Below are 25,174 nucleotides of genomic sequence, written 5' to 3' on the forward strand. Positions count from 1 at the left end.
CGCGCGGTGGCCGGCGGCGCGCCAGGCAGCGAAGCGGGAGTCGAGCGTATCAGACGAAGTAGTCGGCAACCCGGATACCATACTTCTCGGGATCAGTCGTTTTGATGATCGTACGCACGGGCTCACCCGTCACCGCATGCACCTCGCTCAGGTCGGCGGTCACGGGCTCGGCGAGGCGCATGCCCCAGGCGTTCGTGATGATGCGCACGATCGGCTTGTGAACCTGATCGGGATCCGGGTTGCGCGCAACGACGACGGCCAGCTCGTTGGTGTCCAGGATGACGGCGGTGCCCGGCGGGAACACGCCGGTCACGTTGATGAGCGCCTTGACGAGCAGCGGATCGAAGCCGCGCTGCTTCGACTCGCGCATCTCGCGCAGCACCTCGTCGGGCGGCCAGGGCTGCGACTGGTAGCTGCGCTTGGACGTCGCGGCGTCGAAGCCGTCGGCCGTGGCCACGATTCGGCTGAAGAGCGTCGGCTCACGGGGTCGCCGGTTCCGCGGGTAGCCGGTCAGGTCGAGCTTCATGTGGTGCTCGTAGGCCTGCAGCATCGCGCGGTACGGCATCTCGGAGAGGCCGCGCATGGTGAACAGTGCGAGCAGCCCCTCGACGGGATGCCGCTGCATCTGGTTCCACTCCTCCTCGTTCAGCTTGGCCGGCTTGTTCACGATCTCCGGGTCGATGCGCATCTTGCCGATGTCGTGGAACAGCGCGCCCAGGCCGAGCTCGTAGAGCTGGACCTTGCTGAGGCCGAGCTTCTGCCCGATCACGACGCTGAAGATGCACACGTTCACGGAGTGCGTGAACGTGTACTGGTCGTAGTCGCGCAGGGTGGTCATGCCGATGATCGACGTCTCGTTGTTGAGCACCTGGTCGACGATCGACTGCACCGCGCGCTTTACCCTGCGGAGGTTGACCGCGCGCCCCATGCGCATGTCGGTGAGCACGTCCTTGGCGACCTGGACCGACTGGAAGTACGTCGCCTTGGCCGCCTGTTTTGCGTCCTCGTCGAGGATCTGCTCGTAGGCCCCGCGCGTGGGCTCGACCGCGATGTGCTGCGTGGGCGTCTGCCGGAAGCGGTCCTCGAACTGTGCGTACGCCTCCTCCGCCCTGGACGGCCCCTCCCGCAGCAGCAGCGAGAGAAAGAGCGCCAGGTCCCGGGGCGTGACCCCCTGCTGGATCTCGATCTGCCCGATACCGTGCCGGCGCAGCATGCCGGCGAACTGCGCGAAGGACGCGTAGTCCGAGAGGTCGAGACGAAGCCGTGCGTCGTTGAGGAACATGAAGTCGCCGACGAGTCGCAGCTCGACGACGCCCTCACGCTCCAGCACCCGGTCGACGATCTTCATGCCCTCGCCGACCGTGTTCTGCACGGTGGCATTCTCGAGCGGGTAGATGCGGAGCGCCTGTGTCGCCGCGTAGAGCGCAGTGACCAGTGCGCGGCCGAGCGGCTGGAGGACGGTCTCGCTCTGGACGAGCGGCTGCCCCGCGCTCACGATGCGCCTCCCTGCTCGCGCCGCAGCGCCTTCAGCACGGCGTTGCGGACGATCGGCTGCGGGTCGCTGGCCGCCTGCTCGAGTGCCGTGCGCGCAGCCGGTGCGTTGATCTTGCCGAGTGCGAGCGCGGCGCACGCACGCAGCTCCGGCGTCGTACGCGAGAACAGCTTCTTGCCGTTCAGCATGCGGTCGAGCATGTCGATGTTGTCGGCGGTCGCGACTGCACCGAATGCCTCGAAGAACGCCATCTTCTCCGTGAGATCCGCGTCGCGGACGAGCTTGCCGTCGAGCGCCTTTTCCAGGCGCTGCCGTGCGGGGGCATAACGGAGGCTGCCGAGGCCGCGCAGCGCCGCGAGGCGAACCTCGCGGTCCTCGTCGTCGATGGTGTTCTGCAAGGCGTCGAGCGCCGCTGCATTGCGGATGCGGATCAGCGCGTCCACGGCCGTCCGACGCGCGGGTGCGCTCCCGCGCTCGACCAGTGCGACGATGCCCGGTACGGCATCGCCGATGCCGATACGGCCCGCGAGACGCGCGGCGCCGGCGGCAACGGACTCCTCGGTGGCCGCCAGCAGCCGCACGACTTCCGGCTGGTGATCGCGCGCGAGCGTTTCGACAGCCGCCTGCAGCCGCGCCTGCAGTGCCGGCGTGGTTGTCGTCTCGACGGCGTGCAGCAGCAGTGGCAGCGCGCGGGGCCCGAGGTGGGCGAGGAAGGCGCCGAGCTCGCCGGGATCGGGCTGGATGGAGGCTTCCTCGATCGAGCGCAGCAGCTGGCCGACGACGGCCGGCTCGCTCACTTCGCCAAACAGGCGATCCGCCTCGCGCTGCACCGCCTCATTGAGCCCTCCGGCGGCTGTGACGGCCCGGAGCTCCGTGATGAGGTAGGTCGCCGAGCGAAGGTCGCCGCGGCTCAGGAACGCCGGCAGCATCTGGCGCAGGATGCGCAGGATCTCCTCCTGCCACTCGGGAACCTGGTCCTCGAGCCGGTCGAACAGCGCGTTCAGCACGTCCCGCTTGGTATCGCGCGTCCACTCGCGCTCCACTTCCCGCTGCAGGACCTGCATCTCGTCGGGCTCGAGGAAGTACAGCGTCTCCTGGAAATCCTCACGCGTGATCGATGATGCGACCGGCGGCATGCCCGCCTGCACCATCGGCGACTGCTCCTCCACCGGACCGCCCGTCGCGAGCTCCTGCTGGATGGTCGCCGGATCGATGCGAAGTGTCTCGTCGTCTGCAGCTACCACCGGGGGCGGCGCCTGCGGGACGTCGAGGCCCTCTGCAAGCGCATCCACGTAGCTGTACTGGAAGCAGGTGAACTCCTCCTCCCACAGCAGGGTGACCATGTCGTCATCGCCCTGCTGGTCGGCGGCCCGCGCGCGATGCACCACGGAAAGGAAGCGGTCCACCTCGTCCTGGAAGCCGTCGAGGAACGTGAGCTGGCGGACGCCGTCCTTGAAGAACAGGAAGGCCAGGTTGTCGCGGCCGCTGCCCGTCTCGATCAGGTGCCCGTACCAGCGCAGGCCGTTTTCTTCGACGTTGACCGTGACGCTGGCCCCGAGAGAGAAGACATGCGCCGCAATGTCGTGCAGCGTGCGCCGGAAGTTCTGGTAGACCGGGTTGTTGTCCTGGTACAGCCGCCGGGCCCGGACAGTCTTGTCGAGCGCGCCGAACAGCTCGATGACCTCGGCCTCGGGGATGGGCGAGATGCGCTTGGACTCGAGGTCCGACGGACCGTCGGATCCGGCAGCCTGCACGGAAGCGTCAGCAGCGCCGGTGGCAGGCGCGACCGCGGGGCTTTGCTGCGACGCACCGGGGGCAGCGTCGGGCGTCCCCTCGACGCTTGCGCCCGTCCTCAGCGGTCCGTCGGCAGCGCTTCCCATGCGTTCAGCGAGTTCAGTTGACTGGGTCGTCGTCGAATGCGGCGACCTGCTCCACGTCCTTGTCGCCACGGCCACTCAGGCAGATCACGGCCGGACCCGCCGCGCGCCACTGACGCGCCTCCCGCAGGTAGTACGCGACGGCATGCGCGCTCTCGAGCGCGGGGATGATGCCCTCCAGGCGTGCGAGCCGGTGGAACGCATCCAGTGCCTCCGCATCCGTCACGCTCACGTAGCGTGCGCGGCCGCTGTCCTTCAGCCAGGAATGCTCCGGTCCCACGCCGGGGTAGTCGAGGCCTGCGGAGATGGAGTGCGCCGGCGCGACCTGACCGCCTGCATCCTGCAGCAGGTAGCTGAGCGAGCCGTGCAGCACGCCGGGTGATCCGGCGGCCAGCGACGCGGAATGCCGACCGGTGTCGATGCCCGCACCGGCCGCTTCCACTCCGATGAGCTCGACGTCGCTGTCCGCCACGAACGAATGAAAGATGCCCATCGCATTCGATCCGCCACCGACGCAGGCGATCACGGCAGCGGGCAGGCAGCCTTCGCGTTCCTGCACCTGCTGCCGGGCCTCCCGGCCGATCACGGACTGCAGGTCGCGCACGAGACGAGGGTAGGGATCCGGGCCTACGACCGACCCGATAATGTAGTGCGTGCCCTCGACCGAGGCCACCCAGTCGCGCAGCGCCTCGTTGGTCGCATCCTTCAGGGTGCGCGTGCCGCTGTGCACCTCGCGCACTTCTGCGCCCAGCAGCTTCATGCGGAACACGTTCAGCGCCTGGCGCCGCGCGTCCTCCGCGCCCATGTAGACAACGCACTCCAGCCCGAAGAGCGCGCACACGGTCGCGGTCGCCACCCCATGCTGCCCCGCGCCGGTCTCCGCGATGATCCGGTGCTTGCCCATCCGGCGCGCGAGCAGGACCTGGCCCAGCGTGTTGTTGATCTTGTGCGCGCCGGTGTGGTTCAGGTCCTCTCGCTTGAGGTAGACGGTACCGCCCCCGGCGGCTTCCTCCAGGCGACGCGCACGATACAGCGGCGTCGGCCTGCCCACGTAATCCCGCAGCAGCTCGTCCAGCTCCGCCCAGAACGACGCATCCGCGCGGGCCTCGCTCCACGCGGTGTCGAGCTCGTCCAGCGCTGCCATCAGTGTCTCCGGCACATAACGGCCGCCGAACTGGCCGAAACGCCCGGGCCGCACCTTGATCGTGCTCATCAGGTCGCTGCTTCCTTCCGCTGCATGCGCGCCGCTGCCACGAACGCGCGAATCTTCTCCTCGGACTTCTCACCCGGTCCCGTCTCGACACCGCTGCTCACGTCGACCACGTCCGGTGCCAGCACTTCGATCGCGCGCGCGACGTTCTCGGCGCTCAGCCCGCCAGCGACGACCAGCGTGACGTGCTCCGGTACCAGCGCACGGACGTCGTGCAGTGCTTCCCATTCGAACGCAGTGCCGGTACCCCCCGCAGCGTGCGGCGACCATCCGTCCAGCAGGAGCCCGTCCACATGCGACGTCCACGCCGCGACCGCCTCGCGCGCTCCGCGTGCATCCCGCACGCGCACCGACTTCCAGATCGACGCATCCGTGCGTGAGCGCAACATGCCGACGTCCGCGATCGTTTCGCGGCCGTGCAGCTGGAGCGCCCCCAGGCGCAGCCGCTCTGCACATGCGACGATGCGGTCGAGGGGCTCGTCCACGAATACACCGACCGCGCGCGCAGCTCCGCGCTCCGCCAGCACGGCGCGCGCACGCGCCTCGTCCAGTGCGCGCGGCCCGTGCGCGCTCAGGATGACGCCGACGTACGACGCCCCCGCGGCAACAGCCGCTGCCGCATCTTCGGGCCGGCACAGGCCGCACACCTTCACACTGGTCATTGCCCCGGATACACTCCGTCAGAGCCCGTCGGCTTTCGCAACGGAATCACCGACGCGCTCCCCGGTCCCGCGGGCAGGCCGTGAATGCGCGCAGTGCGCCAGCGGGATCCGGCGCGCGCATCAGCGTTTCGCCCATCAGGACCGCGTCCACCCCCGCACGCCCGAGCCGCTCCACGTCCGCAGGACTGCCGATGCCGCTTTCGCCGACGAGCACGACGTCCGCGGGTACCCGTGCCGCCAGGCGCTCAGAAACCGCCAGGTCCGTGCGGAACACCGAAAGGTCGCGGTTGTTGACGCCCACGATGCGCGCGCCTGCGCCGAGTGCCCGCTCCAGCTCCGCCTCGTCGTGTACTTCGACGAGCGCCGCCACCCCCGCGTCACCTGCGGTGGCCAGGAGATCACCAAGCAGCGCGTCATCCAGGATGCGTACGATCAGCAGCACCGCGTCGGCACCTGCCGCGCGCGCTTCCCAGATCTGCGCCGCGGCAACCACGAAATCCTTGCGCAGCACCGGCACGTCGACCGCGGCCCGGATCGCGCCCAGGTCGTCCAGCGAGCCGCCGAACCACTCCCTGTCCGTCAGCACGCTGATCGCGGCGGCGCCGGACACGGCATAGCCGCGGCCTGTCAAGGCGGCGTCGGCGTCTTCGCGGATCCAGCCGGCCGAAGGGGAGCGCCGCTTGAACTCTGCGATCACGCGCACCACACCGGCGTCCCGCAGGGCGCCGCCGAAATCCCGCGCCGGCGGCGCATCTGCCGCTATGGCCTGCACTTCGGCGAGTCGCAGCCGCGCCGCGGCGCCACGCTTGGCCGCCACGATGTCATCGAGCACGGAGACGACTCTTGCGCTTCGGTTCACCTTCGGGTACCTTCCTTCGGTAGATGTTCGGCCCAACCGCACTGCCCAGAGGCTTGCCATGCCGCTGACGAAGCGCCAGAAGGAGATCCTGGATTTTCTCGAGGAGTTCCACGGCGAGAACGGCTACTCACCGAGCTTCGAGGAAATCGCGCAGCACTTCGGGTACACCTCGCTCGCGACGGTGCACGAGCACCTCGAGAATCTGCGCCAGAAGGGCTACATCCGGAAGTCCTACAACGCGAGCCGTTCGATCGAGCTGGTGCCCGCCACCGTTTCGGCGGCGGCGGTCGAGCTGCCCCTGTTCGGCAGCGTTGCGGCGGGTGAGCCGATCGAGGCGATCAACGACACCGAGACGATCGCGGTTCCGGAGGACATGCTGAGCCGGCGCGGCGAGCACTATGTGCTGCGCGTGCGCGGAGACTCGATGATCGAGGAGCAGATCCGCGACGGCGACTACGTCGTCGTCAATTCGCGCAACACCGCGGAGAATGGCGACATGGTCGTCGCGCTGGTCCAGGGCGAGGCGGCGACAGTGAAGCGGTTCTACCGGGAGCGCGACGGTCGCATCCGCCTGCAGCCGGCGAACGAGCGGATGAAGCCCATGTACTTCCCGTCGCACAGCGTGATGGTACAGGGAATCGTGGTCGGCGTGATCCGGCGCTACTGATGTCGCCGGAACGGAACGGTCGCTGGCCGGGACCCCGGGTCCCGGCCGACACAACGCGAGGAGCGAAGATGTCCCAGTCGAGGCGTGGATTCGTGGTAGGCCGCTGCAGCAGGAAGAACACGACGTACGTGGTGCTGACGCTTTCGGCGGGCCCGATCCTCGGCCCGTGGACGCTGAAGGCGGTGGTGTCGAGCAACTGAGATGGACGGAGGTGCCGCGGCATTTCCCCGATGCCCGGATGCTCCTCCTCACACCTCGTGCGTCGCCAGGCGCAAGCGCTCCAGCGTGGCGAACGCCGTACCCTCCTCGATTGCGGCAGCTGCTGTCGCGACGCCCTCCTCCAGGGTTGCCGCGCGGCCGGCGACGTAGATAGCGGCACCCGCGTTCAGCTCCACTGCCGCGCGGGCGGCGCCGCGGGTTCTCCCTGCGAAGATGTCGTGGATGATGCGCGCATTGTCGGCGGGGTCGCCGCCGGCGAGCTCGTCTGCCGTCAGCCCGCTCCAGCCGTACTCCGCGGGATCGATGCGAAGCGGGCGCAGCTCACCCCCTGCGACCTCCACGCCTGACGTGATGCCGAGCGGGCTGATCTCATCCAGCCCGGGCTCGCCGTGCACTACCAGCGCATGGTCGTGGCCCAGCTCGTTCAGTGCGCCCGCGATCAGCTCGATCAGGCGTGGATCCGCAACGCCGACGACCTGCCGGTGCGCGCCTGCCGGGTTCGCCAGCGGGCCGAGCACGTTCATGATGGTGGGCATTGCGAGCTCGCGGCGCACGGGTCCGACGTGTCGCATTGCGGGATGGAGCAGCGGCGCGAACATGAACACGATGCCGGTCGCGTCGAGCACCGCGCCCATCTGTTCCGGGGACAGCTCGATGCGGACACCGAGTGCCTCCAGCACGTCGGCGCTGCCGCAGCGGGAGCTGAACGAACGGTTGCCGTGCTTCGCGATGCGAACGCCGGCCGCGGCCGCGACGACCGCGGCGGCGGTCGAGATGTTGAAGGTGGTGACGGAGCCGCCACCCGTACCGCAGGTATCGACGACGTCGTCGCCGTCCGAGACCGGCACGGGTACCATCACGCGTCGCAGCGCGCGCACGCCCCCGGCGATTTCGGAGGACGACTCCCCGCGCACGCGCATCCCCATGAGCAGCGCACTGACCTGCACGGGCGACGCGCGCCCTTCCATGATCTCGGCAAAGGCGGCTTCGGCGTCGTCTGCCTGGAGACGCTCGCCGCGACCCACGCGCACGATCAGCTCACGCAGTGCGGGCCCCCCGGCGGCTTCATTCTCGCTCGTCATCGATTCTCCTGCAGGGCGCCGGACGTGAGCGGCGCCGCGTGTTTCCGGCGTAACGCGTACGCCCTGACCGCCTCGCTGGCAAGTGCGCGCACGTGCTTGCGCGTGCGCCGGGTGCGCTTATGCTACCCGCGGCCGCGCGCGAAGCAGCGGCATCCACACGGGCGGAACCGATGAAGAGGATCCTTGTTACAGGGGCGGCGGGCCAGGTCGGCACGGAGCTGGTCGCGGCACTGCGCGAACGCTTCGGCGCGGACGAGGTGCTGGCCACGGACATCCGCCAGCCTGCGACCGAAGGGAACGGCCCGTTCCGGACGCTGGACGCGATGGATGCCGCCGCACTGTCGGCCGCGATCGACGCGCACCGGGCGGACACGGTCTACCACCTCGCCGCGATCCTTTCGGCCAACGCCGAGCGCAACCCGCAGCTCGCGTGGGATGTCAACATGCAGACGCTGGTGCATGTTCTCGAGGCCGCGCGCGAGCGAGGGCTGGCGGTGTTCGTGCCGAGCTCCATCGCCGCGTTCGGCCCCGATACACCGGCCGACCCGACGCCACAGGACACGATCCAGCGACCGACATCGATGTACGGAGTGACCAAGGTCGCGGGAGAGCTGCTCTGCGACTATTACGCGCAGCGCTACGACATCGACGTGCGCGGCCTGCGCTACCCGGGGCTGATCTCCTACACCGCGCCACCCGGCGGCGGCACGACGGATTACGCCGTGGAGATCTTCCACCAGGCGCTGCTCCACGGCCGCTACACGTGTTTTCTCGGTCCGGACACGCAGCTCGACATGATGTACATGCCGGACGCTGTGCGGGCGTCGATCGACGTGATGCTCGCCGACCGCTCGTCGCTGCGACACCGCAATGCGTTCAATGTCTCGGCGATGCAGGTCACGCCGGCGGTACTCGCGGACGCGATACGCGAGCACATCCCGGGGTTCCAGGTCGATTACGACGTCGATCCGGTGCGCCAGGCGATCGCGGACTCCTGGCCGCGCCGACTCGATGATTCCGCCGCGCGCGAGGAGTGGGGCTGGCAGCACCAGTACGACCTGCCGCGCATGGTCACAGACATGATCACCCGGCTGCGCGAGCGACTCGGCTCCAGCGCAGCAGCGGGCTGAACGAATCGACGGTTGACCTTCACGGAGCACAGCATGCCTCTCGATCGCCTGGATGACGTACTCGCAGCACATGTCGCGAAGCTGGACGAGGCCGGCACCGCCAAGGGCGCCGAGACCGTGGTGGTCGAAGTGCTCCCATCATCCGGTGAGCGCGGACCGCGCTTCCGGCTCGAGGGAGAGGGCCAGCGCGAGTTCATCCGGATGAACTCCAACTCCTACCTCGGACTGTCGCTGGTCCCCGAGATCATGAGCGCCGAAGAGGAAGCAACCGCACGCTGGGGCGCGGGCCCGGGCGCGGTGCGCTTCATCAGCGGCACCTACGAGCCGCATGTCGCGCTCGAGCGGCGGCTCGCCGCGTTCCACGGCCGCGAGGCCGCGATGATCTTCAGCTCCGCCTACGCCACGGTGCTCAGCACGATCGTGCCGCTCACCACCGACCAGACGGTTCTCATCAGCGACGAGCTGAACCACAACTGCATCATCAACGCGATGCGCCTGGCCAGGCCGGCGGACAAGTTCGTGTACCGCCACAACGACGTGGCCGACCTGGAGCGCGCGCTCGAGGAGGCCAGCGGCAAGGGGCAGCGTGCGATCGTCGTCACGGACGGCATCTTCTCGATGCGCGGTGATCACGCGCCGCTCGCGGAAATCGCCGAACTGTGCAGCCGCTACGACGACCGCTTCGCGGAGAACGTCGTGCTGGTCGTCGACGACTCCCATGGCGTGGGCGCCTTTGGCCGCACCGGCCGCGGCACGGAGGAGTACACGGGCGCCCACTGTGACGTCCTGGTCGGCACACTCGGCAAGGCGTTCGGCGTGAACGGCGGCTACGTCACGGCCGACGCTGCGGTCATCCGTTTCCTGCGCGAGACCAGCCCCATGTACATCTATTCGAATCCGATCACCGTCGGCGAAGCCGCCGCCGCGCTGCGCGCCGTCGAGCTGCTCGACAGCGACGCCGGGCGCGCGCGACTGGATCGCCTCCGCTCGCTCACCCGCCGCTTCGAGCAGGGGCTCCTGGACGCCGGCTTCGAGACGATTCCGGGCGAGCACCCGGTCGTTCCCCTGATGGTCCGCGACACCGCGCGCACCCGCGCGCTCATCGCCCACCTCCGCGCCAACGGCGTCCTCGCCACGGGACTCGCCTACCCCGTCGTGCCGCGCGGCGACGAGGAGATCCGGTTCCAGGTGAACGCGGATCATACGGAAGGGGACATCGATGAGGTGCTGGCGGTTTTGCGGGCGTTTACGGCATGAACGGCGGGTTATGGGCGGTGGGGGTCGGGAGACGCGCTTCGCTGCGCTCGCGCTTGGGTGGTGGACACTTCGGGACGTCTTGACACCGGGCGCTCGGCGGTGGGTGCCGGGCGGCCCACCCAGGGTCCGCCGCCCGGTGTCGTGACGTCCCGAAGTGTCCACCACCCACGCCTGCCCCCGACGCCCATAACCCGAATTTCTTTACCACACCGAGTTGACAGCCCCTCGCGCGCGCGTAGAATTCCGCCGTGACTCCAACGACAGCGGAGCAGGACGACCGGCGGCGGGTGAAGCTGACGCTCCACTACGACGGGGCGGGCTTTTTCGGATGGCAGACGCAGCCGGACACGCGCACCGTGCAGGGAGAGCTGGAAGCGGCGCTGGAGCGGCTGACGCAGACGCGCGGCAGCGTGATCGCGGCGGGCCGGACGGACCGCGGGGTGCACGCGACCGGCCAGGTGGTCGGGGTGGCGGTGCCGCGGCGGTGGGAGCCGGCGGAGCTGCGGCGTGCGTTGAACGCGGTGCTGCCGCCGGACGTGTGGGTTGCCAGGGCGGAAGCGGTTCCGTGGAGCTTTCACGCGCGCTACGATGCGATCGGCCGCGCGTACGTGTACCGGGTCGGCGTGGACGGGGTGGCGCGCTCGCCCTTTCTCCGGCGCTGGTGCTGGCCGCTCGGCCGGGCACTGGCGCCGGCTGCATTGGAGGCGGCGGCGTCGCGCTTCCCTGGCGAGCACTCGTTCCGTGCCTTCGCAAAGTCGGGCCAGCCGGAACGTGGCGAGATGTGCACGGTACACCGTGCCGGGTGGCGGCCGTGGCGCTCGCTCGGATGGGAGCTGCACGTAACGGCGAACCGGTTCCTGCACCACATGGTGCGCTACATGGTGGGCACCATGGTGGACGTGGGACTGGGGCGACGTCCGGTCGAGGACATCGACCGGCTGCTGGCCAACGAGCCGGGGGCGGAGACCAGTGTTCCCGCACCGCCGGAAGGGCTGTATCTGAGCCGCGTCATCTACGAACGCGACGAACTGGAGAGCGAGACGGCAGATGAAGTTCTTTCTTGACAGCGCCGACCTGGACGAGATCCGCCGCGCAATGGACGCGGGGCTGATCGACGGCATCACCACCAACCCGTCGCTGCTGTCGAAGGCCGCGGGCAATGGCGCGAGCCCGCGCGACATCCTGAAGGGGGTCTGCGAGCTGGTGCCGGGCCCGATCAGCGCGGAAGTCGTCGCGGTCGACAAGGACCGGATGTACGCCGAGGGGCGCGAGCTGGCGAAGCTGGCGGACAACATCGTGATCAAGGTCCCGCTCACGGAGGACGGGCTGATCGCGTGCCGCCGCTTCCGTGCCGACGGCATCCACGTCAACGTGACGCTGTGCTTTTCCCCCGCGCAGGCACTCCTCGCCGCCAAGGCCGGTGCGTCCTACATCTCGCCCTTCGTCGGGCGGCTGGACGACGTGGGCGAGAACGGGATGGACCTGATCGCGCAGATCGTGCAGATCTACGACAACTACGACTTCGAGACCGAGGTGCTGGTCGCCTCGGTGCGGCATCCGATGCACGTGGTCGAGGCGGCCCTGCTGGGCGCGCACGTGGCCACCGTCCCGGCCAAGGTGCTGCACCAGCTGATCGGGCATCCGCTGACGGACAAGGGGCTGAAGGCCTTCCTGGCCGACTGGGAGAAGCTGCCGGAGAGTGCGCGACACATCGTCACGCAGGGGTAGGGTGCGCAGGCTCGCCTGGATCGCGCTGCTGCTGTTCGCGGCACCGCCGGCGGTGCTCGCGTTCTACGCGCGCACGGATGCAGAACGTCCGGCGGCGATTGCGGAAGCGCTGCGCGAGGCCGCGCCTGCGGCCAACGCGCAGGCGGTCGCGGACGCGCAGCAGACGGTCGCCGAGGAGCGTCGCAACGCCATCGTGCGCGCGGCGCAGCGGGCGGCGCCGTCGGTGGTGAGCGTGAACACGGTGCGCCGCCAGCGCGTGCGTCCACGCTCCATCTGGGAGCAGTTCTTCATTGGCCCCGGCGTTTCGCGCGAGGTACCCGGGCTCGGCTCGGGCTTCATCATCGATGCGAGCGGGCTGATTCTCACCAACGAGCATGTCGTACGCGGCGCGGACGAGGTGGTGGTCACGCTGAGCGACGGCACGGACCTTCCCGCAGAGATCGTCGGTGCGGACGAGGCGACGGACCTGGCGCTGCTGCGGGTTACGGCGCCGGCAGGACGTCGCCTGCCGGTGGCGCCGCTCGGGACGTCCAGTGATCTGGTGATCGGCGAATGGGCGGTCGCGATCGGCAACCCGTTCGGCTTCCTGCTTTCGAACGTGGAGCCGACCGTGACGGCCGGCGTGATCAGCGGCGTCGGCCGCAACATCATTCCGGACGCGACGGGCCAGGAGCGCGGCTTCTACCTCGACATGATCCAGACGGACGCGTCGATCAACCCGGGCAACTCCGGCGGCCCGCTGCTGAACGCGCTGGGCGACGTGATCGGCGTGAACAGCTCGATCATCTCGGGCAGCGGCGGCAGCGTGGGCCTCGGCTTCGCGATCCCGATCGACCGCGCACGCCGCGTGGCGGCGGACCTGCTCGAGCATGGTGAAGTGCGGCGTGCCTGGGTGGGTGTGACGCTGGAGACGGGTGACACCGACCGCTTCGGCCGCTCGCGCGACGTCCGCATCGCCAGCGTCGCGCCGGGCTCCCCGGCGGAGCGCGCGGGGCTGCGGCCCGGCGACACGATCATCCGTGCGAACGGCCGCCGTGTCGCGACGCCGCTCGACTGGGAGGCGCGCCTGCTCGACTCCAGCGTGGCCCAGCCGCTGCAGCTCGTGACGCGGCGTGGCGGCAGCGAGCGGCAGATCACGGTGACGCCCACGGCACTGCCCTCGCTCACCGCGGAGCGGGTGCGGGCGCTGAGCGATCTCCAGCTCGTGACGGTGACGCCCGCGATCCGGGCGGAGCGCAACCTCGCGAGCGAGCAGGGCGCGCTGATCGTGGAACTGTCCGACGTCGCCCGTTCCGTGGGTCTCGCACAGGGCGACGTCATCGTGCAGATCAACCGCGTGCCGGTCGGCAGCGCCGAGGACGCGGCGGCGCTCCTCCGTCGCCTTGCCGGCGGAGCGGCACGTGTCATCATCGAGCGGCGCGGGCAGTACGGCTCCGTCTCGTTCACCATCGGCCAGGAGTGACGTTGAGCGCAGATCCCGACGCCGGCTACGCGGCCCCCGAGCCGCCCGCCGGCGCCACGTACCGCAATCCTCTTGTGGAGCGGTACGCGTCGCAGGAAATGACGCGGATCTTTTCGGACGAGTACAAGTTCGGCATGTGGCGCCGGCTGTGGCTGGCGCTCGCGGAATCCGAGAAGGAGCTGGGGCTCGAGATCAGCGACGAGGCACTCGCCGCGATGCGCGCGAACCTCGACACGCTGGATCTGGCGCGCGCCGCCGAGCTGGAGAAGAAGCTGCGACACGACGTGATGGCGCACGTCCACCACTTCGGTGAGGTCGCTCCGGCGGCGAAGCCGTACATCCACCTGGGCGCGACCAGCGCCTTCGTCACCGACAACACGGAACTGCTGCAGCACCGCGAGGCGCTGCTGCTGGTGCGGCAGCGGCTGATCGCCGCGATCGGCGCGCTGGCCGGCTTTGCGCGCGAGTACCGCGACCTGCCGACACTCGGCTACACGCACTTCCAGCCGGCGCAGCCCACGACGGTGGGCAAGCGCGCCTGCCTCTGGCTGCAGGACTTCGTGCTCGATGTCGAGGAGATCGAGCACCGGCTGGACACGCTGCGCTTCCGCGGCGTGCGCGGCACGACCGGCACCGAGGCGAGCTTCCTGGAGCTGTTCGACGGCGACGGCGCGAAGATCGACGAGCTCAACCGTCGCATTGCGGCGAAGCTCGGCTTCGACCGGCTGTACGGCGTCACCGGCCAGACATACACGCGCAAGAGCGATTACGCCTTCCTTTCGACGCTCGCAGGGCTCGCCACCTCCGCGTCCAAGTACGCGCACGACCTGCGGCTGCTGCAGCACCTCAAGGAGATCGAGGAGCCGTACGAGAAGCACCAGATCGGGTCCAGCGCGATGGCGTACAAGCGCAACCCGATGCGCACCGAGCGGATCACCGCGCTGGCGCGCCACGTGATCGCGCTCACGATCGATCCGGCGTTCACGGCGGCGACGCAGTGGCTCGAGCGCACGCTCGACGACTCGGCGAACCGCCGCATCGCGATCCCGGAATCGTATATCGCCACGGACGCGATCCTGCTGCTGGTGCACAACGTGTCCGCAGGGCTGGTCGTGCGGCCGGGCGTGATCCGGAAGCACCTGATGGAGGAGCTGCCGTTCATGGCGACGGAGCCGATCCTGATGCGTGCCGTCAAGGCCGGCGGCGACCGGCAGGAGCTGCACGAGCGGATCCGGCAGCACAGCGTCGCGGCGGCGAACCGGGTCAAGGACGACGGCGCCCCGAACGATCTGATCGAGCGGATCGCGTCGGACTCCGCGTTCGGCCTGAGCCGTGCAGCAATCGAGGAGACGCTCGACCCGGCGCGTCACACGGGCCGCGCCGCGGAACAGGTGGACCATTTCCTGGAGACGCACGTCGCGCCGGTGCTCGCGCGCTACGCGGCGGATGCGTCCGTACCGGAGCTGCGTGCATGAGTAACGGAACCGCGGTGGATCGAACCGAGCTTCCCTTCCCTCTCCTGGCGCGGGGCAAGGTCCGCGACGTCTATGACGTCGGGGACGACCGCCTGCTGCTGGTCGCGACCGACCGGATCAGCGCGTTCGACGTCGTGATGGAGGAGCCGATCCCGCACAAGGGCGCGGTGCTCACGCAGATCACGGCGTGGTGGCTCGCCCGCCTGGGCGACCTCACGCCCAACCACCTGATCACCGCCGACCCGGACGAGATCCAGAAGGCGCTGCCCAAGCTGAAGGCGACGCGCCAGGTCTGGGAGCGCAGAAGCATGCTCGTGCACAAGGCGAAGGTGGTGCCGATCGAGTGCGTGGTTCGCGGCTACATCTCCGGCTCGGCGTGGAAGGAGTACCGGTCACACGGAACGCTGGCCGGCGAGCGGCTGCCGGAGGGACTGACGGAGAGCGCGCGGCTGGATCCGCCGATCTTCTCGCCCGCCACCAAGGCCGCGGTGGGTGAGCACGACGAGAACATCACGTTCGACGACATGAAGCGTCGCATCGGCGACGAGCTGGCGAACGAGCTGCGCGAGCGCAGCCTGGCGATCTACGAGCGAGGCCGCGAGGTCGCCGAGCTGGCGGGCATCATCGTCCCCGACACCAAGTTCGAGTTCGGCACATTGCCGGACGGGACGCTCGTCATCATCGACGAGGTGCTGACGCCGGACAGCTCGCGCTTCTGGCCGCGCGAGAGCTACCAGCCCGGGCGCGGCCAGCCGTCGCTCGACAAGCAGCCGGTCCGCGACTACCTCGACGAGCTGGTCGAGGAGGGCGGCTGGGACAAGAAGGCGCCGCCGCCCGCGCTGCCCGGCCACGTGATCGATGCGACGTCGGAGCGCTACCGCGCGCTCTTCCGCCGGCTGACCGGCTTCACGCTGGACGAGTTCCCCATGCACGATCCCGGCGCGGAGCCGGTACCGGAGTAAGCGACATGCGCCGGCCACGGCTGCAGCAGGGCGTCATCATCGTACCGAGCGCCCTCACACTGGGGAACCTGTTCTTCGGTGTGTGGGCGATCGTGTCCGCGGCATCCGGCGATTTCATGCGGGCCGGGTGGCTGATCGTCTTCGCCGGAATCTTCGACACCCTGGACGGCCGGATCGCGCGCGCGACGCAGACCGGCAGCCGCTTCGGCGAGGAACTGGACTCGCTGGTCGATGCGATCAGCTTCGGCGTCGCGCCGGCGCTGATCATGTACCACCTGTTCCTTGCGCAGACGGACAGCTGGGGCTGGGTCGCGGTGTTCTTCTACGTCACTGCCGCAGTGATCCGTCTCGCCCGCTTCAACGTGGAGCAGGCCGGCCACGCCAAGGTCGCCTTCCACGGGCTGCCCTCGCCCTCGGCGGGCATGACGCTGGCCACGTTCTACCCGTTCAGCCAGACAGACTTTTTCCAGACGTACCTGTCGCACTGGCGCTGGCCCGAGCTGATGATCGGGCTGATGCTCGTCATCGCGTTCCTGATGATGAGCCACGTGCTGTACCCGGTGGTTCCCAAGATCGGGATCCGCACACGCAAGCACATCGTGAACGGGCTCTTCCTCGGGACCATGATCGTGCTTGCGATCACGATACCCCGCCTCTTCTTCTTCCCCGCGCTGATCGGATACCTGGCCTACGGGGTACTGAAGTCGACGCTGCTCGGGTTCCTCGAGCGTCTGCCGGAGCGTGACCCGATGGACGACGAGGAGGAAGAGGCCGACGAGGCGGGCGCGGAGCTCCGCGACATCGATTACGCCGAGCTGTCTCACGTTGAACCATTGCAGCCGCGCCGCTTCCGGCGGCCCGGCCGGGGGGGACATTGAACGCATATCAGGTCGAGGTCCGTATCACGCCGCGCGCCGGCCTGCTGGATCCGGAAGGCAACGCAGTGCAGCACGCACTGACCTCGCTCGAATTCGACGGCGTGGAGGACGTGCGCGTGGGTCGGCTGATCCGGCTGCGCGTCCAGGCGGATTCCGAAACGGCTGCACGCGACGCCGCCGACGCGATGTGCCGGCGCCTGCTCGCCAACCCGGTGACCGAGGATTACGAGATCGCGCTCGCGGGAGGCCGGTGATGCGCGTCGCGATCATCACGTTCCCGGGCTCCAACTGCGACTACGACTGCTTCAAGGCGATCAACGACGTCCTCGGTGCCGAGGCGTACTACCGCTGGCATCGCGAGACGGAGCTGGGCGAGTGCGATGCTGTCATCCTGCCCGGCGGCTTCAGCTACGGCGACTACCTGCGCGCGGGCGCGATCGCACGCTTCAGCCCGATCATGGATGCGGTGATCGCGTTCGCAAAGAGCGGTGGTCCCCTGCTCGGCGTCTGCAACGGGTTCCAGGTGCTGTGCGAGTCCGGGCTGCTGCCGGGCGCGCTCGTGAAGAACCGCTCCATGCAGTTCCAGGGCGAGACAGTGCGCGTCCGCGTGGACAACAACCAGACGCTGTTCACGCACCTGTACGACCGCAACGAGATCCTGGACCTGCACATCGCGCACGGCGTCGGCAACTACGTGGCGGACGACGAAACGCTGGCACGACTCGAAGGCGACGGCCGCATCGTGTTCCGCTACGTCGACGAGCGCGGCGTGCCGAGCGATGAGGGCAACGCAAACGGCTCGATGCACAACATTGCCGGCATCATCAACGAGGAAGGCAACGTGCTCGGCATGATGCCGCACCCGGAACGATCCGTGGAGTCGCTGCTCGGCTCGGCGGACGGGCTGCCGATCTTCCAGTCGCTGGCCGCTCACCTGAGCGGGACAGGAGTGGCGTGATGGTTTCGCAGATACGCGCAGAAGTTCACGCGCGGACGTCGCATGACCTGAAGTGTGTGCAGGAGGGCTGTCTTGGCTGAGACGATGACACAGGGACCCGCACCGCGCCCCGGTGATCCGGAGATCACGCCCGAGCTGTTCACGGAGCATGGACTCTCGGATCACGAGCGCGGGCTGATCCTCGATATTCTCGGTCGCGAGCCCACGCACACGGAGCTGGGAGTCTTCAGTGCGCTCTGGTCGGAGCACTGCGGCTACAAGAACTCCAGGCCGCTGCTGCGCACGCTGCCCACGGAGGCACCCTGGGTGCTCCAGGGCCCGGGCGAGAACGCCGGCGTGATCGACATCGGCGACGACCATGCGATCGCGTTCAAGATCGAGTCGCACAATCATCCGTCGGCGATCGAGCCGTACCAGGGCGCTGCGACCGGCGTCGGCGGCATCCTGCGCGACGTGTTCACGATGGGCGCACGCCCCGTTGCGGTGCTCGACTCGCTGCGCTTCGGCTCGCTCGCCAACCCGCGCGTGCGCTGGCTGTTCGCCGGCGTCGTCAAGGGCATCGGCGACTACGGCAACTGCGTCGGCATCCCCAACATCGGCGGCGAGGTCTACTTCGACGAGGCATACGAAGGCAACCCGCTCGTCAATGCCATGGCCATCGGCCACATGCGCAGGGATGAGCTGATCCGCGCGTATGCAGAAGGCAAGGGGAACCCGATCATCGCGGTGGGCGCGCGCACCGGCCGCGACGGCATCCACGGCGCGACGTTCGCCTCCGAGGAGCTGTCCGATGAGGACGAGGCCAAGCGCCCGCAGGTGCAGGTCGGCGACCCGTTCACGGAGAAGCTGCTGCTCGAGGCGTCACTCGAGCTGATCCGCAGCGGCCACATCGTCGGCATCCAGGACATGGGCGCCGCGGGTCTCGCCTCGTCGTCGACGGAGATGGCCGCGCGCGCTGGCACCGGCGTGGATCTCGACGTCGCGCTCGTTCCCGTGCGCGAGGCGAACATGACGCCGTACGAGATCCTGCTGTCGGAGTCGCAGGAGCGCATGCTCGTCGTCGCGAAGCAGGGACGCGAGGACGAGGTGAAGAAGATCCTCGAGAAGTGGGAGCTGGAGGCCGCGGTGATCGGTCATGTCACGGATGACGGCCTTTACCGCGTGCGTGAGAACGGCGTCGTCGTGTGCGAGATCCCCGGCTATCCGCTGGTCACCGGCTGTCCGACGTACACGCGCGAAGGTGTCGAGTCGAAGGACGTGCAGGAGCTGCGCGCCTGGACGCCGTCCGCCGAGCACCTGGAGCCGGCCGCGGATCACCCGACCAAGGTGCTGCTGCGGCTGCTCGCGTCGCCGACGATCGCCTCCAAGACATGGGTGCACCGGCAGTACGACTCGACGGTGCGCACCAACACCGTGATCGGCCCGGGCGGCGACGCCGGCGTGATCCGCATCCGCGGCACACAGAAGGGCGTCGCGGCAAGCGTCGACTGCAACGGCCGCTACGTGTACCTGAACCCGCGCCGCGGCGCGATGATCGCCGTCGCGGAAGCCGCTCGCAACGTCGCCTGCACGGGCGCAGTACCAAAGGCGATCACGAACAACCTGAACTTCGGGAATCCGCTCAAGCCCGAGGTGTACTACCAGATGCAGCAGGCCGTCGCGGGCATGGGCGAGGCGTGTCGGGCGTTCGAGACGCCGGTGACCGGCGGCAACGTGTCGCTCTACAACGAGAACCCGACCGGTGCGATCTACCCGACGCCGGTCGTCGGCATGATCGGCGTGCTCGAGGACATCGAAAAGCACGTGCGCATGGCGTTCCAGGACGACGGCGACGCGATCGTGCTGCTGGGCGACAACACCGACGAGCTGGGCGGCAGCGAGTACCTGAAGGTCGTGCACGGTCTCGTCGCGGGCGACGCGCCGCGTGTCGATCTCGAACGCGAGCGCGCGTTGCAGCAAACGCTCGTCGCGCTGGCGGACGCCCGCCTCGCGAAGAGCGCGCACGACTGTGCGGAAGGCGGGCTGGCGGTCGCCATCGCGGAATCGGCGATCGCGGGCGGTCTCGGCGTCGATGTGGACCTCGAGGCAGCCGGAGCGAACGCGCTCCACCCTGCCCCGCTGTTCTTCGGCGAGGGACAGGGGCGCGCGATCGTATCGTGTGCGGCTGGCGAGCTGGAGCGCGTGCTGCAGGTGGCGCGTGACCACGGCGTGCCGGCAGTCCAGCTCGGTCGCGTCACGGGCGACGGGTTCCGGATGCGTGCCGGCGACATCGCCATCGACGCGCCCCTCGCCAGCCTGGCCGAGGTGTACGAGACCGCGATCCCGCGGCTCATGCAGCGCGCGGCGCACGACTGAACTGAGCGCACGGCAGCGGCCGTGCAGACCTGATGTTGCGCGGCCGACGCAGGCCGTTCACTCGATATGGAGCAGGACACGCCATGTGTGGGATCGTCGGCATCACCGGCACTGAGCGCGCAGCAGAGCTCGCGTTCCTCGGGCTCTACGGGCTGCAGCACCGCGGCCAGGAAGCCGCGGGCATCTCCGCGGTGGACGCCGACGGACGCACCCGGTTGCACAAGGCCGAAGGGCTCGTCGTCGAGGCATTCGACGACGAGCGGCTGAGCGACCTGCCCGGCCGCACCGCGCTCGGTCACGTGCGCTACTCGACGGCGGGCGGCGTCGGGCTGGTGAATGCTCAACCCATCGTGGTGCGTTACCACCAGGGTGACCTCGGGCTCGTCCACAACGGCAACATCACCAATGCGCAGATGCTCCGTGAGGAGCTGGTCCGCGAAGGTGCGCTCTTCCAGTCGACGGTGGACTCGGAAGTGCTCGTGCACCTGATCGCACGCTCACGCGAACCAACCGTGGAACTGCAGCTGGCGGACGCTCTGTCGCGGCTGGCAGGTGCGTTCTCGGTGCTCGTGACGGTGGGCGAGACGCTGTATGCAGCGCGCGACCCGTGGGGCTACCGGCCCCTGATCATGGGGCGGCTGCCGGACGGCGGTGTTGCCGTCGCGAGCGAGACGTGTGCGCTCGACCTGATCGGCGCCCGCAACCATTGCACCCTCGGCCCGGGCGAGGTCGTGCGGATCGAAGGCGACGAGATCACGTACCTGCCACGCCTGGAAGGTGCGGAGCGCCAGGCACCGTGCATCTTCGAGCTGGTCTACTTCGCGCGACCGGACTCGCGCATCTGGGACGTGAGCGTGGACCGCGCCCGCCGCGCGTTCGGGCGCCAGCTTGCAAAGGAGCATCCGGTCGACGCCGACTGCGTCTTCAGCGTCCCCGACTCCTCCAACTCCGCCGCGCTCGGCTACGCCGAGCAGAGCGGTATCCCGCTGGAGCTCGGCCTGATCCGCAACCACTACGTCGGCCGCACGTTCATCCACCCATCGCAGACGGGCCGCGACTTCAAGGTCCGCATCAAGTACAACGCGGTCCGCGAGGTAATCGAGGGCAAGCGCGTCATCGTCGTCGACGACTCGCTCGTCCGCGGCACGACCAGCCGCGGCCTGATCAGCATGATCCGCGAGGCCGGCGCCACGGAAGTGCATTTCCGCGTCGCCAGCCCCCCCGTGATCTCCCCCTGCTACTACGGCATCGACATGCCGACCAAGGACGAGCTGATCGGCGCGAACCACACGATTGAAGAAATCCGCGAGCACCTCAACGTGGACACCCTCGGATACCTGTCACTGGACGGGATGCACGGAGCCGTCGCGGAGCGCGGGCCGTTCTGTGATGCGTGTTTTTCGGGGAACTACGTGGCGCCGCTGGTGGATTTGAAGATGGGGCGGCCTGTTTCTTCGCACTGCTGATACCTGCGGGTTTTGGGCGGTGGGAGATGCGAGTTGGGTGGTGGGCACTTCGGGACTCGACGGCGGGTGGTGGGCGGTGGGTATCGCCCTCAGCCGCTGCGAGCACGCTCCTCGAGGGTCAGGATCGCCTTTGTCAGCATGGACATGAGCATTCCTCCCAGATCCCAGGCGCGGCGGATCCTCTCGTCGGTGACGACCCTCTTCAGAACCAGGCGGCGTAACACGGCACGCGCCTCATTGGCTTCCTTCCTGGCGATTTCGTAGCAACCGATCTTCACTCGTGGCCGGTATGCACCAGCGCCTTCCGCGATGTTGAACAGTACCGATTCCGCTGATCGCTCGAGATGATTGGCGGAGTTCGATGCCGTGAAGCGCACTTGCTCCACGATCCCATCGACCTCCGCCACATACTGCTCTGCGGCCTGCCACATGCGCATCTTCTCGTATTGCATGACGGCAGGATGAACCCAGTGACGGGGCGTCGGAATAGCGCGGCGGGTCGCCCGCCGCCCGCAGTCGAGTCCCGAATTGTCCACCACCCACCTCGCATCCCCCCACCGCCCAGAACCCGCCGTTACAGGAAAAGCGGCCTGATTGTTGAAACGCCTTCTCTCCATTCGCCACTCAGCCAACTCATTCGGAGGCCCGCACAGATGCCCGGGAAGTACGTGTTCTACTTCGGCAACGGCTTCGCGGAAGGATCGAAGGACGACAAGCAGGCACTCGGCGGCAAGGGCGCCAACCTCGCCGAGATGACGCGCATCGGTGTGCCGGTGCCGCCGGGGTTCACGATCAACACGGATGCCTGCCGCGTCTACCTGCGTGAGGAGCGGTATCCGCCGGACCTGGAGCAGGAGGTCGCGGCTGCGCTCCAGCGGGTCGAACAGGATACCGGCAAGCGGTTCGGGGCGCTGGAGAATCCGCTGCTGCTGTCCGTCCGGAGCGGTGCGGCCATCTCGATGCCGGGCATGATGGACACGATCCTGAACCTCGGGCTGAACGACCACACCGTGGAGGCGCTTGCCAGCGCCTCGAACGACGCGCGCTTCGCGTGGGACTCCTACCGTCGGTTCGTGCAGATGTACAGCGATGTGGTGCTGGGCGTGCCCGGCTCGGAGTTCGAGGAGCAGCTCGAGGTGGTGAAGCACGAGCGTGGCGTTGTCGAGGACACGGAGCTGAGTGCCGATGACCTGCGGGGCCTCGTCGGGAAGTTCAAGGCGCATGTGCGCGACCGCATCGGGATGTCCTTCCCTGATGATCCGCAGATCCAGCTATGGGGTGCGATCGAGGCCGTGTTCCGCTCCTGGAACGTCGAACGCGCGATCGCCTACCGTCGCGTGCACGGCATTCCCGACTACCTCGGCACGGCGGTGAACGTCCAGTCGATGGTGTACGGCAACCTCGGCGACGATTCGGGGACCGGTGTCGCGTTTACGCGAAATCCGTCAACTGGTGAGCGCAGGTTCTTCGGCGAGTTCCTGGTGAACGCGCAGGGAGAAGACGTGGTTGCGGGGATCCGCACGCCGCTGTCGATCGAGGAAATGGAGCACAGGCTGCCGGGGGCGTACCGGCAGCTGCTGGAGGTGCAGGACCGGCTGGAGCAGCACTACCGCGAAATGCAGGACCTCGAGTTCACGGTGGAGCGCGGAACCCTCTATCTGTTGCAGACGCGCACCGGCAAGCGGACCGCATCGGCGGCGATCCGCATTGCAGTCGAGATGGTCGCAGAAGGGCTGATCGACCAGCGGGAGGCTGTGCTGCGCGTCGATCCCGCGCAGCTCGACCAGCTGCTCCATCCGCGCCTGGACCCGGATGCGGAGGTGACAGTGCTGGCGAGCGGTCTGCCGGCGTCGCCCGGGGCGGCGACGGGCGTCGTCGTATTCCACCCGGACCACGCGGTGGAGCTCGCGGCGGAGGGGCAGCCGGTCATCCTGGTGCGCAACGAGACCTCCCCGGACGACTTCCACGGCATGGTCGCCGCCAGGGCGGTGGTCACGGCGCGGGGCGGCATGACGTCGCACGCCGCGGTCGTCGCACGTGGGATGGGCAAGACGTGCGTTGTCGGTGCTTCGGAGCTGCACGTGCGCGGCGGCGAGTGCCGGGCGAGCGGCCACACGCTGCGCGAGGGCGACTGGATCACGGTCGACGGCACGGCAGGCCGGGTGCTGCTGGGCAAGCTGCCGACGGTCGATCCGGAGCCCGACGAGAACTTCAAACTGCTCATGAGCTGGGCGGATTCCTTCCGGCGCCTTGCGGTTCGTACGAATGCGGACACACCGCATGACGCCGAGAAAGCGCGCGAGTTCGGTGCCGAAGGCATCGGCCTCTGTCGCACGGAGCACATGTTCTTCGATGGCGAGCGCATCCAGGCCGTGCGCGAGATGATCCTGGCCGAAACGCCGCAGGGGCGGACGAACGCGCTCGCCAGGATTCTGCCCATGCAGCGCGACGACTTCGTCGGCATCTTCCGCGCAATGGACGGACTGCCGGTCACGATCCGCCTCATCGATCCGCCATTGCACGAGTTCTTGCCGCACGACGAAGACGAGGTGCAGCAGTTTGCCGCTGCTGCGGGCATCACGATCGACGTCGTGCGGCGGCTGATCGACCGGTACACCGAGCAGAATCCGATGCTGGGGTTCCGCGGTGTGCGACTGAGCGTCGCGTACCCGGAGATCATCGAGATGCAGGTGCGCGCGATCTTCGAGGCAGCGACCCGGGTTACCAGGGATGGCGGCGACGTCCGGCCGGAGGTGATGGTCCCGCTCGTTGCGGATGTGAAGGAGCTCGCGCGGCTGCGCAGCGCGATCGAGCAGATCGCCGAGCAGGTGCTCGGGGAGGCCGGCGTCGAGCTGCCGTACCTGGTCGGCACGATGATCGAGCTGCCGCGCGCCTGCCTGCTCGCGGGCGACATCGCCAAGGAGGCAGACTTCTTCTCCTTCGGTACCAACGATCTCACGCAGACGACGTTCGGCATCTCGCGCGACGACGCGGCGAACTTCCTCCCGCAATACCTGGAAGCGGGCCTCTTCAAGGACGATCCGTTCCAGGTGCTGGACCGCGAGGGCGTCGGACAGCTCGTGCAGATGGCGACGTGGGAGGGACGCCAGCGACGCCGTGACCTCAAGGTCGGCATCTGCGGCGAGCACGGCGGCGAGCCGAGCTCGGTCGAGTTCTGCCATGAGACCGGACTCGATTACGTCTCGTGCTCCCCCTTCCGTGTGCCGATTGCACGCCTCGCCGCGGCGCACGCCGCGCTGCGGACCGACGGCTTCCTCACCGACAAGGCACAGGTTCGTGTAGAGCGCGCCGAGTCGGGCGCTGCAGCGCAGACGCTGGCCGCACGGCAGCGACCGGAGGTGGGGATCAGCGGGGATTGACGCCGAGGGTGCGCAGTGGGGCTCGCAGCCCACGGCGCCACTCAGCGGGGATTGA

22 protein-coding genes are annotated in these 25,174 nt (G+C 68.6%); 15 read left to right on the forward strand and 7 right to left on the reverse strand.

What is annotated here, in order from left to right:
• Nucleotides 1–49: 49 nt before the first annotated feature.
• The 5 genes from VFU06_15305 to trpC are packed head-to-tail and all read right to left on the reverse strand — an operon-like array spanning nt 50 to nt 6,100.
• The gene (locus VFU06_15305) at nt 50–1,495 is read right to left on the reverse strand and encodes an HD-GYP domain-containing protein (GenBank protein ID HEU5210761.1); all 1,446 of its coding nucleotides are present in this window, start codon (nt 1,493–1,495) and stop codon (nt 50–52) included.
• Nucleotides 1,492–3,372: a HEAT repeat domain-containing protein gene (locus VFU06_15310; protein HEU5210762.1), complete on the reverse strand. Its 1,881-nt coding sequence runs from the start codon at nt 3,370–3,372 to the stop codon at nt 1,492–1,494. The genes VFU06_15305 and VFU06_15310 overlap by 4 nt, the downstream gene beginning before the upstream one ends.
• A gap of 13 nt (nt 3,373–3,385) precedes the next feature.
• Nucleotides 3,386–4,582 carry a tryptophan synthase subunit beta gene (trpB, locus tag VFU06_15315; protein HEU5210763.1) on the reverse strand — a complete coding sequence of 399 codons (1,197 nt, stop codon included), beginning with the start codon at nt 4,580–4,582 and terminating at the stop codon, nt 3,386–3,388.
• Nucleotides 4,582–5,241 (reverse strand): phosphoribosylanthranilate isomerase, encoded by a 660-nt coding sequence (locus VFU06_15320; GenBank protein ID HEU5210764.1) that lies wholly within the window; start codon nt 5,239–5,241, stop codon nt 4,582–4,584. The genes trpB and VFU06_15320 overlap by 1 nt, the downstream gene beginning before the upstream one ends.
• 46 nt (nt 5,242–5,287) lie before the next feature.
• Nucleotides 5,288–6,100, reverse strand: coding sequence for an indole-3-glycerol phosphate synthase TrpC (gene trpC / locus VFU06_15325; protein ID HEU5210765.1), 813 nt, complete (start codon nt 6,098–6,100; stop codon nt 5,288–5,290).
• A gap of 58 nt (nt 6,101–6,158) precedes the next feature.
• Here trpC and lexA point away from each other — a divergent pair, with 58 nt between their 5' ends.
• Nucleotides 6,159–6,767 (forward strand): transcriptional repressor LexA, encoded by a 609-nt coding sequence (gene lexA, locus VFU06_15330; GenBank protein HEU5210766.1) that lies wholly within the window; start codon nt 6,159–6,161, stop codon nt 6,765–6,767.
• Between the two features lie 68 nt (nt 6,768–6,835).
• Nucleotides 6,836–6,967, forward strand: coding sequence for a hypothetical protein (locus VFU06_15335; GenBank protein ID HEU5210767.1), 132 nt, complete (start codon nt 6,836–6,838; stop codon nt 6,965–6,967).
• 48 nt (nt 6,968–7,015) lie between these two features.
• Here the strand turns inward: VFU06_15335 and trpD are convergent, their stop codons facing one another.
• A complete protein-coding gene (trpD, locus tag VFU06_15340) occupies nt 7,016–8,068 on the reverse strand; it encodes an anthranilate phosphoribosyltransferase (protein ID HEU5210768.1) in 1,053 nt (350 codons plus the stop codon).
• 170 nt (nt 8,069–8,238) lie between these two features.
• Between trpD and VFU06_15345 the strand changes: the two genes are divergently transcribed.
• The 12 genes from VFU06_15345 (at nt 8,239) to purF (ending at nt 21,739) form a co-directional block, all read left to right on the forward strand.
• Nucleotides 8,239–9,198 (forward strand): NAD-dependent epimerase/dehydratase family protein, encoded by a 960-nt coding sequence (locus tag VFU06_15345; protein ID HEU5210769.1) that lies wholly within the window; start codon nt 8,239–8,241, stop codon nt 9,196–9,198.
• Between the two features lie 33 nt (nt 9,199–9,231).
• Nucleotides 9,232–10,455, forward strand: a complete 1,224-nt coding sequence (locus VFU06_15350; GenBank protein ID HEU5210770.1) for a pyridoxal phosphate-dependent aminotransferase family protein — start codon at nt 9,232–9,234, stop codon at nt 10,453–10,455.
• A gap of 248 nt (nt 10,456–10,703) precedes the next feature.
• Nucleotides 10,704–11,519, forward strand: a complete 816-nt coding sequence (truA, locus tag VFU06_15355; GenBank protein ID HEU5210771.1) for a tRNA pseudouridine(38-40) synthase TruA — start codon at nt 10,704–10,706, stop codon at nt 11,517–11,519.
• Nucleotides 11,503–12,183, forward strand: a complete 681-nt coding sequence (gene fsa / locus VFU06_15360; protein ID HEU5210772.1) for a fructose-6-phosphate aldolase — start codon at nt 11,503–11,505, stop codon at nt 12,181–12,183. Before truA ends, fsa begins: the two co-directional genes overlap by 17 nt.
• Nucleotide 12,184: 1 nt before the next feature.
• Nucleotides 12,185–13,645, forward strand: a complete 1,461-nt coding sequence (locus tag VFU06_15365) for a trypsin-like peptidase domain-containing protein (GenBank protein ID HEU5210773.1) — start codon at nt 12,185–12,187, stop codon at nt 13,643–13,645.
• A 2-nt stretch (nt 13,646–13,647) separates the two neighbouring features.
• Nucleotides 13,648–15,120 (forward strand): adenylosuccinate lyase, encoded by a 1,473-nt coding sequence (gene purB, locus VFU06_15370; GenBank protein HEU5210774.1) that lies wholly within the window; start codon nt 13,648–13,650, stop codon nt 15,118–15,120.
• Nucleotides 15,117–16,082 carry a phosphoribosylaminoimidazolesuccinocarboxamide synthase gene (locus VFU06_15375; protein HEU5210775.1) on the forward strand — a complete coding sequence of 322 codons (966 nt, stop codon included), beginning with the start codon at nt 15,117–15,119 and terminating at the stop codon, nt 16,080–16,082. Before purB ends, VFU06_15375 begins: the two co-directional genes overlap by 4 nt.
• 5 nt (nt 16,083–16,087) lie before the next feature.
• Entirely contained in the window at nt 16,088–16,960 is an 873-nt protein-coding gene (pssA, locus tag VFU06_15380; protein ID HEU5210776.1) for a CDP-diacylglycerol--serine O-phosphatidyltransferase, read from the forward strand.
• Nucleotides 16,957–17,214: a phosphoribosylformylglycinamidine synthase subunit PurS gene (gene purS, locus VFU06_15385; GenBank protein ID HEU5210777.1), complete on the forward strand. Its 258-nt coding sequence runs from the start codon at nt 16,957–16,959 to the stop codon at nt 17,212–17,214. The genes pssA and purS overlap by 4 nt, the downstream gene beginning before the upstream one ends.
• Nucleotides 17,214–17,918 (forward strand): phosphoribosylformylglycinamidine synthase subunit PurQ, encoded by a 705-nt coding sequence (gene purQ / locus VFU06_15390; protein ID HEU5210778.1) that lies wholly within the window; start codon nt 17,214–17,216, stop codon nt 17,916–17,918. Before purS ends, purQ begins: the two co-directional genes overlap by 1 nt.
• Before the next feature lie 72 nt (nt 17,919–17,990).
• Complete coding sequence (gene purL, locus VFU06_15395) at nt 17,991–20,273, forward strand: phosphoribosylformylglycinamidine synthase subunit PurL (protein ID HEU5210779.1); 2,283 nt, start codon at nt 17,991–17,993, stop codon at nt 20,271–20,273.
• 83 nt (nt 20,274–20,356) lie between these two features.
• The gene (gene purF / locus VFU06_15400) at nt 20,357–21,739 is read left to right on the forward strand and encodes an amidophosphoribosyltransferase (protein ID HEU5210780.1); all 1,383 of its coding nucleotides are present in this window, start codon (nt 20,357–20,359) and stop codon (nt 21,737–21,739) included.
• 89 nt (nt 21,740–21,828) lie between these two features.
• Here the strand turns inward: purF and VFU06_15405 are convergent, their stop codons facing one another.
• Nucleotides 21,829–22,191 carry a four helix bundle protein gene (locus VFU06_15405; GenBank protein ID HEU5210781.1) on the reverse strand — a complete coding sequence of 121 codons (363 nt, stop codon included), beginning with the start codon at nt 22,189–22,191 and terminating at the stop codon, nt 21,829–21,831.
• Nucleotides 22,192–22,392: 201 nt separating this feature from the next.
• Between VFU06_15405 and ppdK the strand changes: the two genes are divergently transcribed.
• Complete coding sequence (gene ppdK, locus VFU06_15410) at nt 22,393–25,119, forward strand: pyruvate, phosphate dikinase (GenBank protein HEU5210782.1); 2,727 nt, start codon at nt 22,393–22,395, stop codon at nt 25,117–25,119.
• Nucleotides 25,120–25,174: the final 55 nt, after the last annotated feature.

The organism is Longimicrobiales bacterium (assembly GCA_035764935.1).
Classification (GTDB): Bacteria; Gemmatimonadota; Gemmatimonadetes; order Longimicrobiales; family RSA9; genus DASTYK01.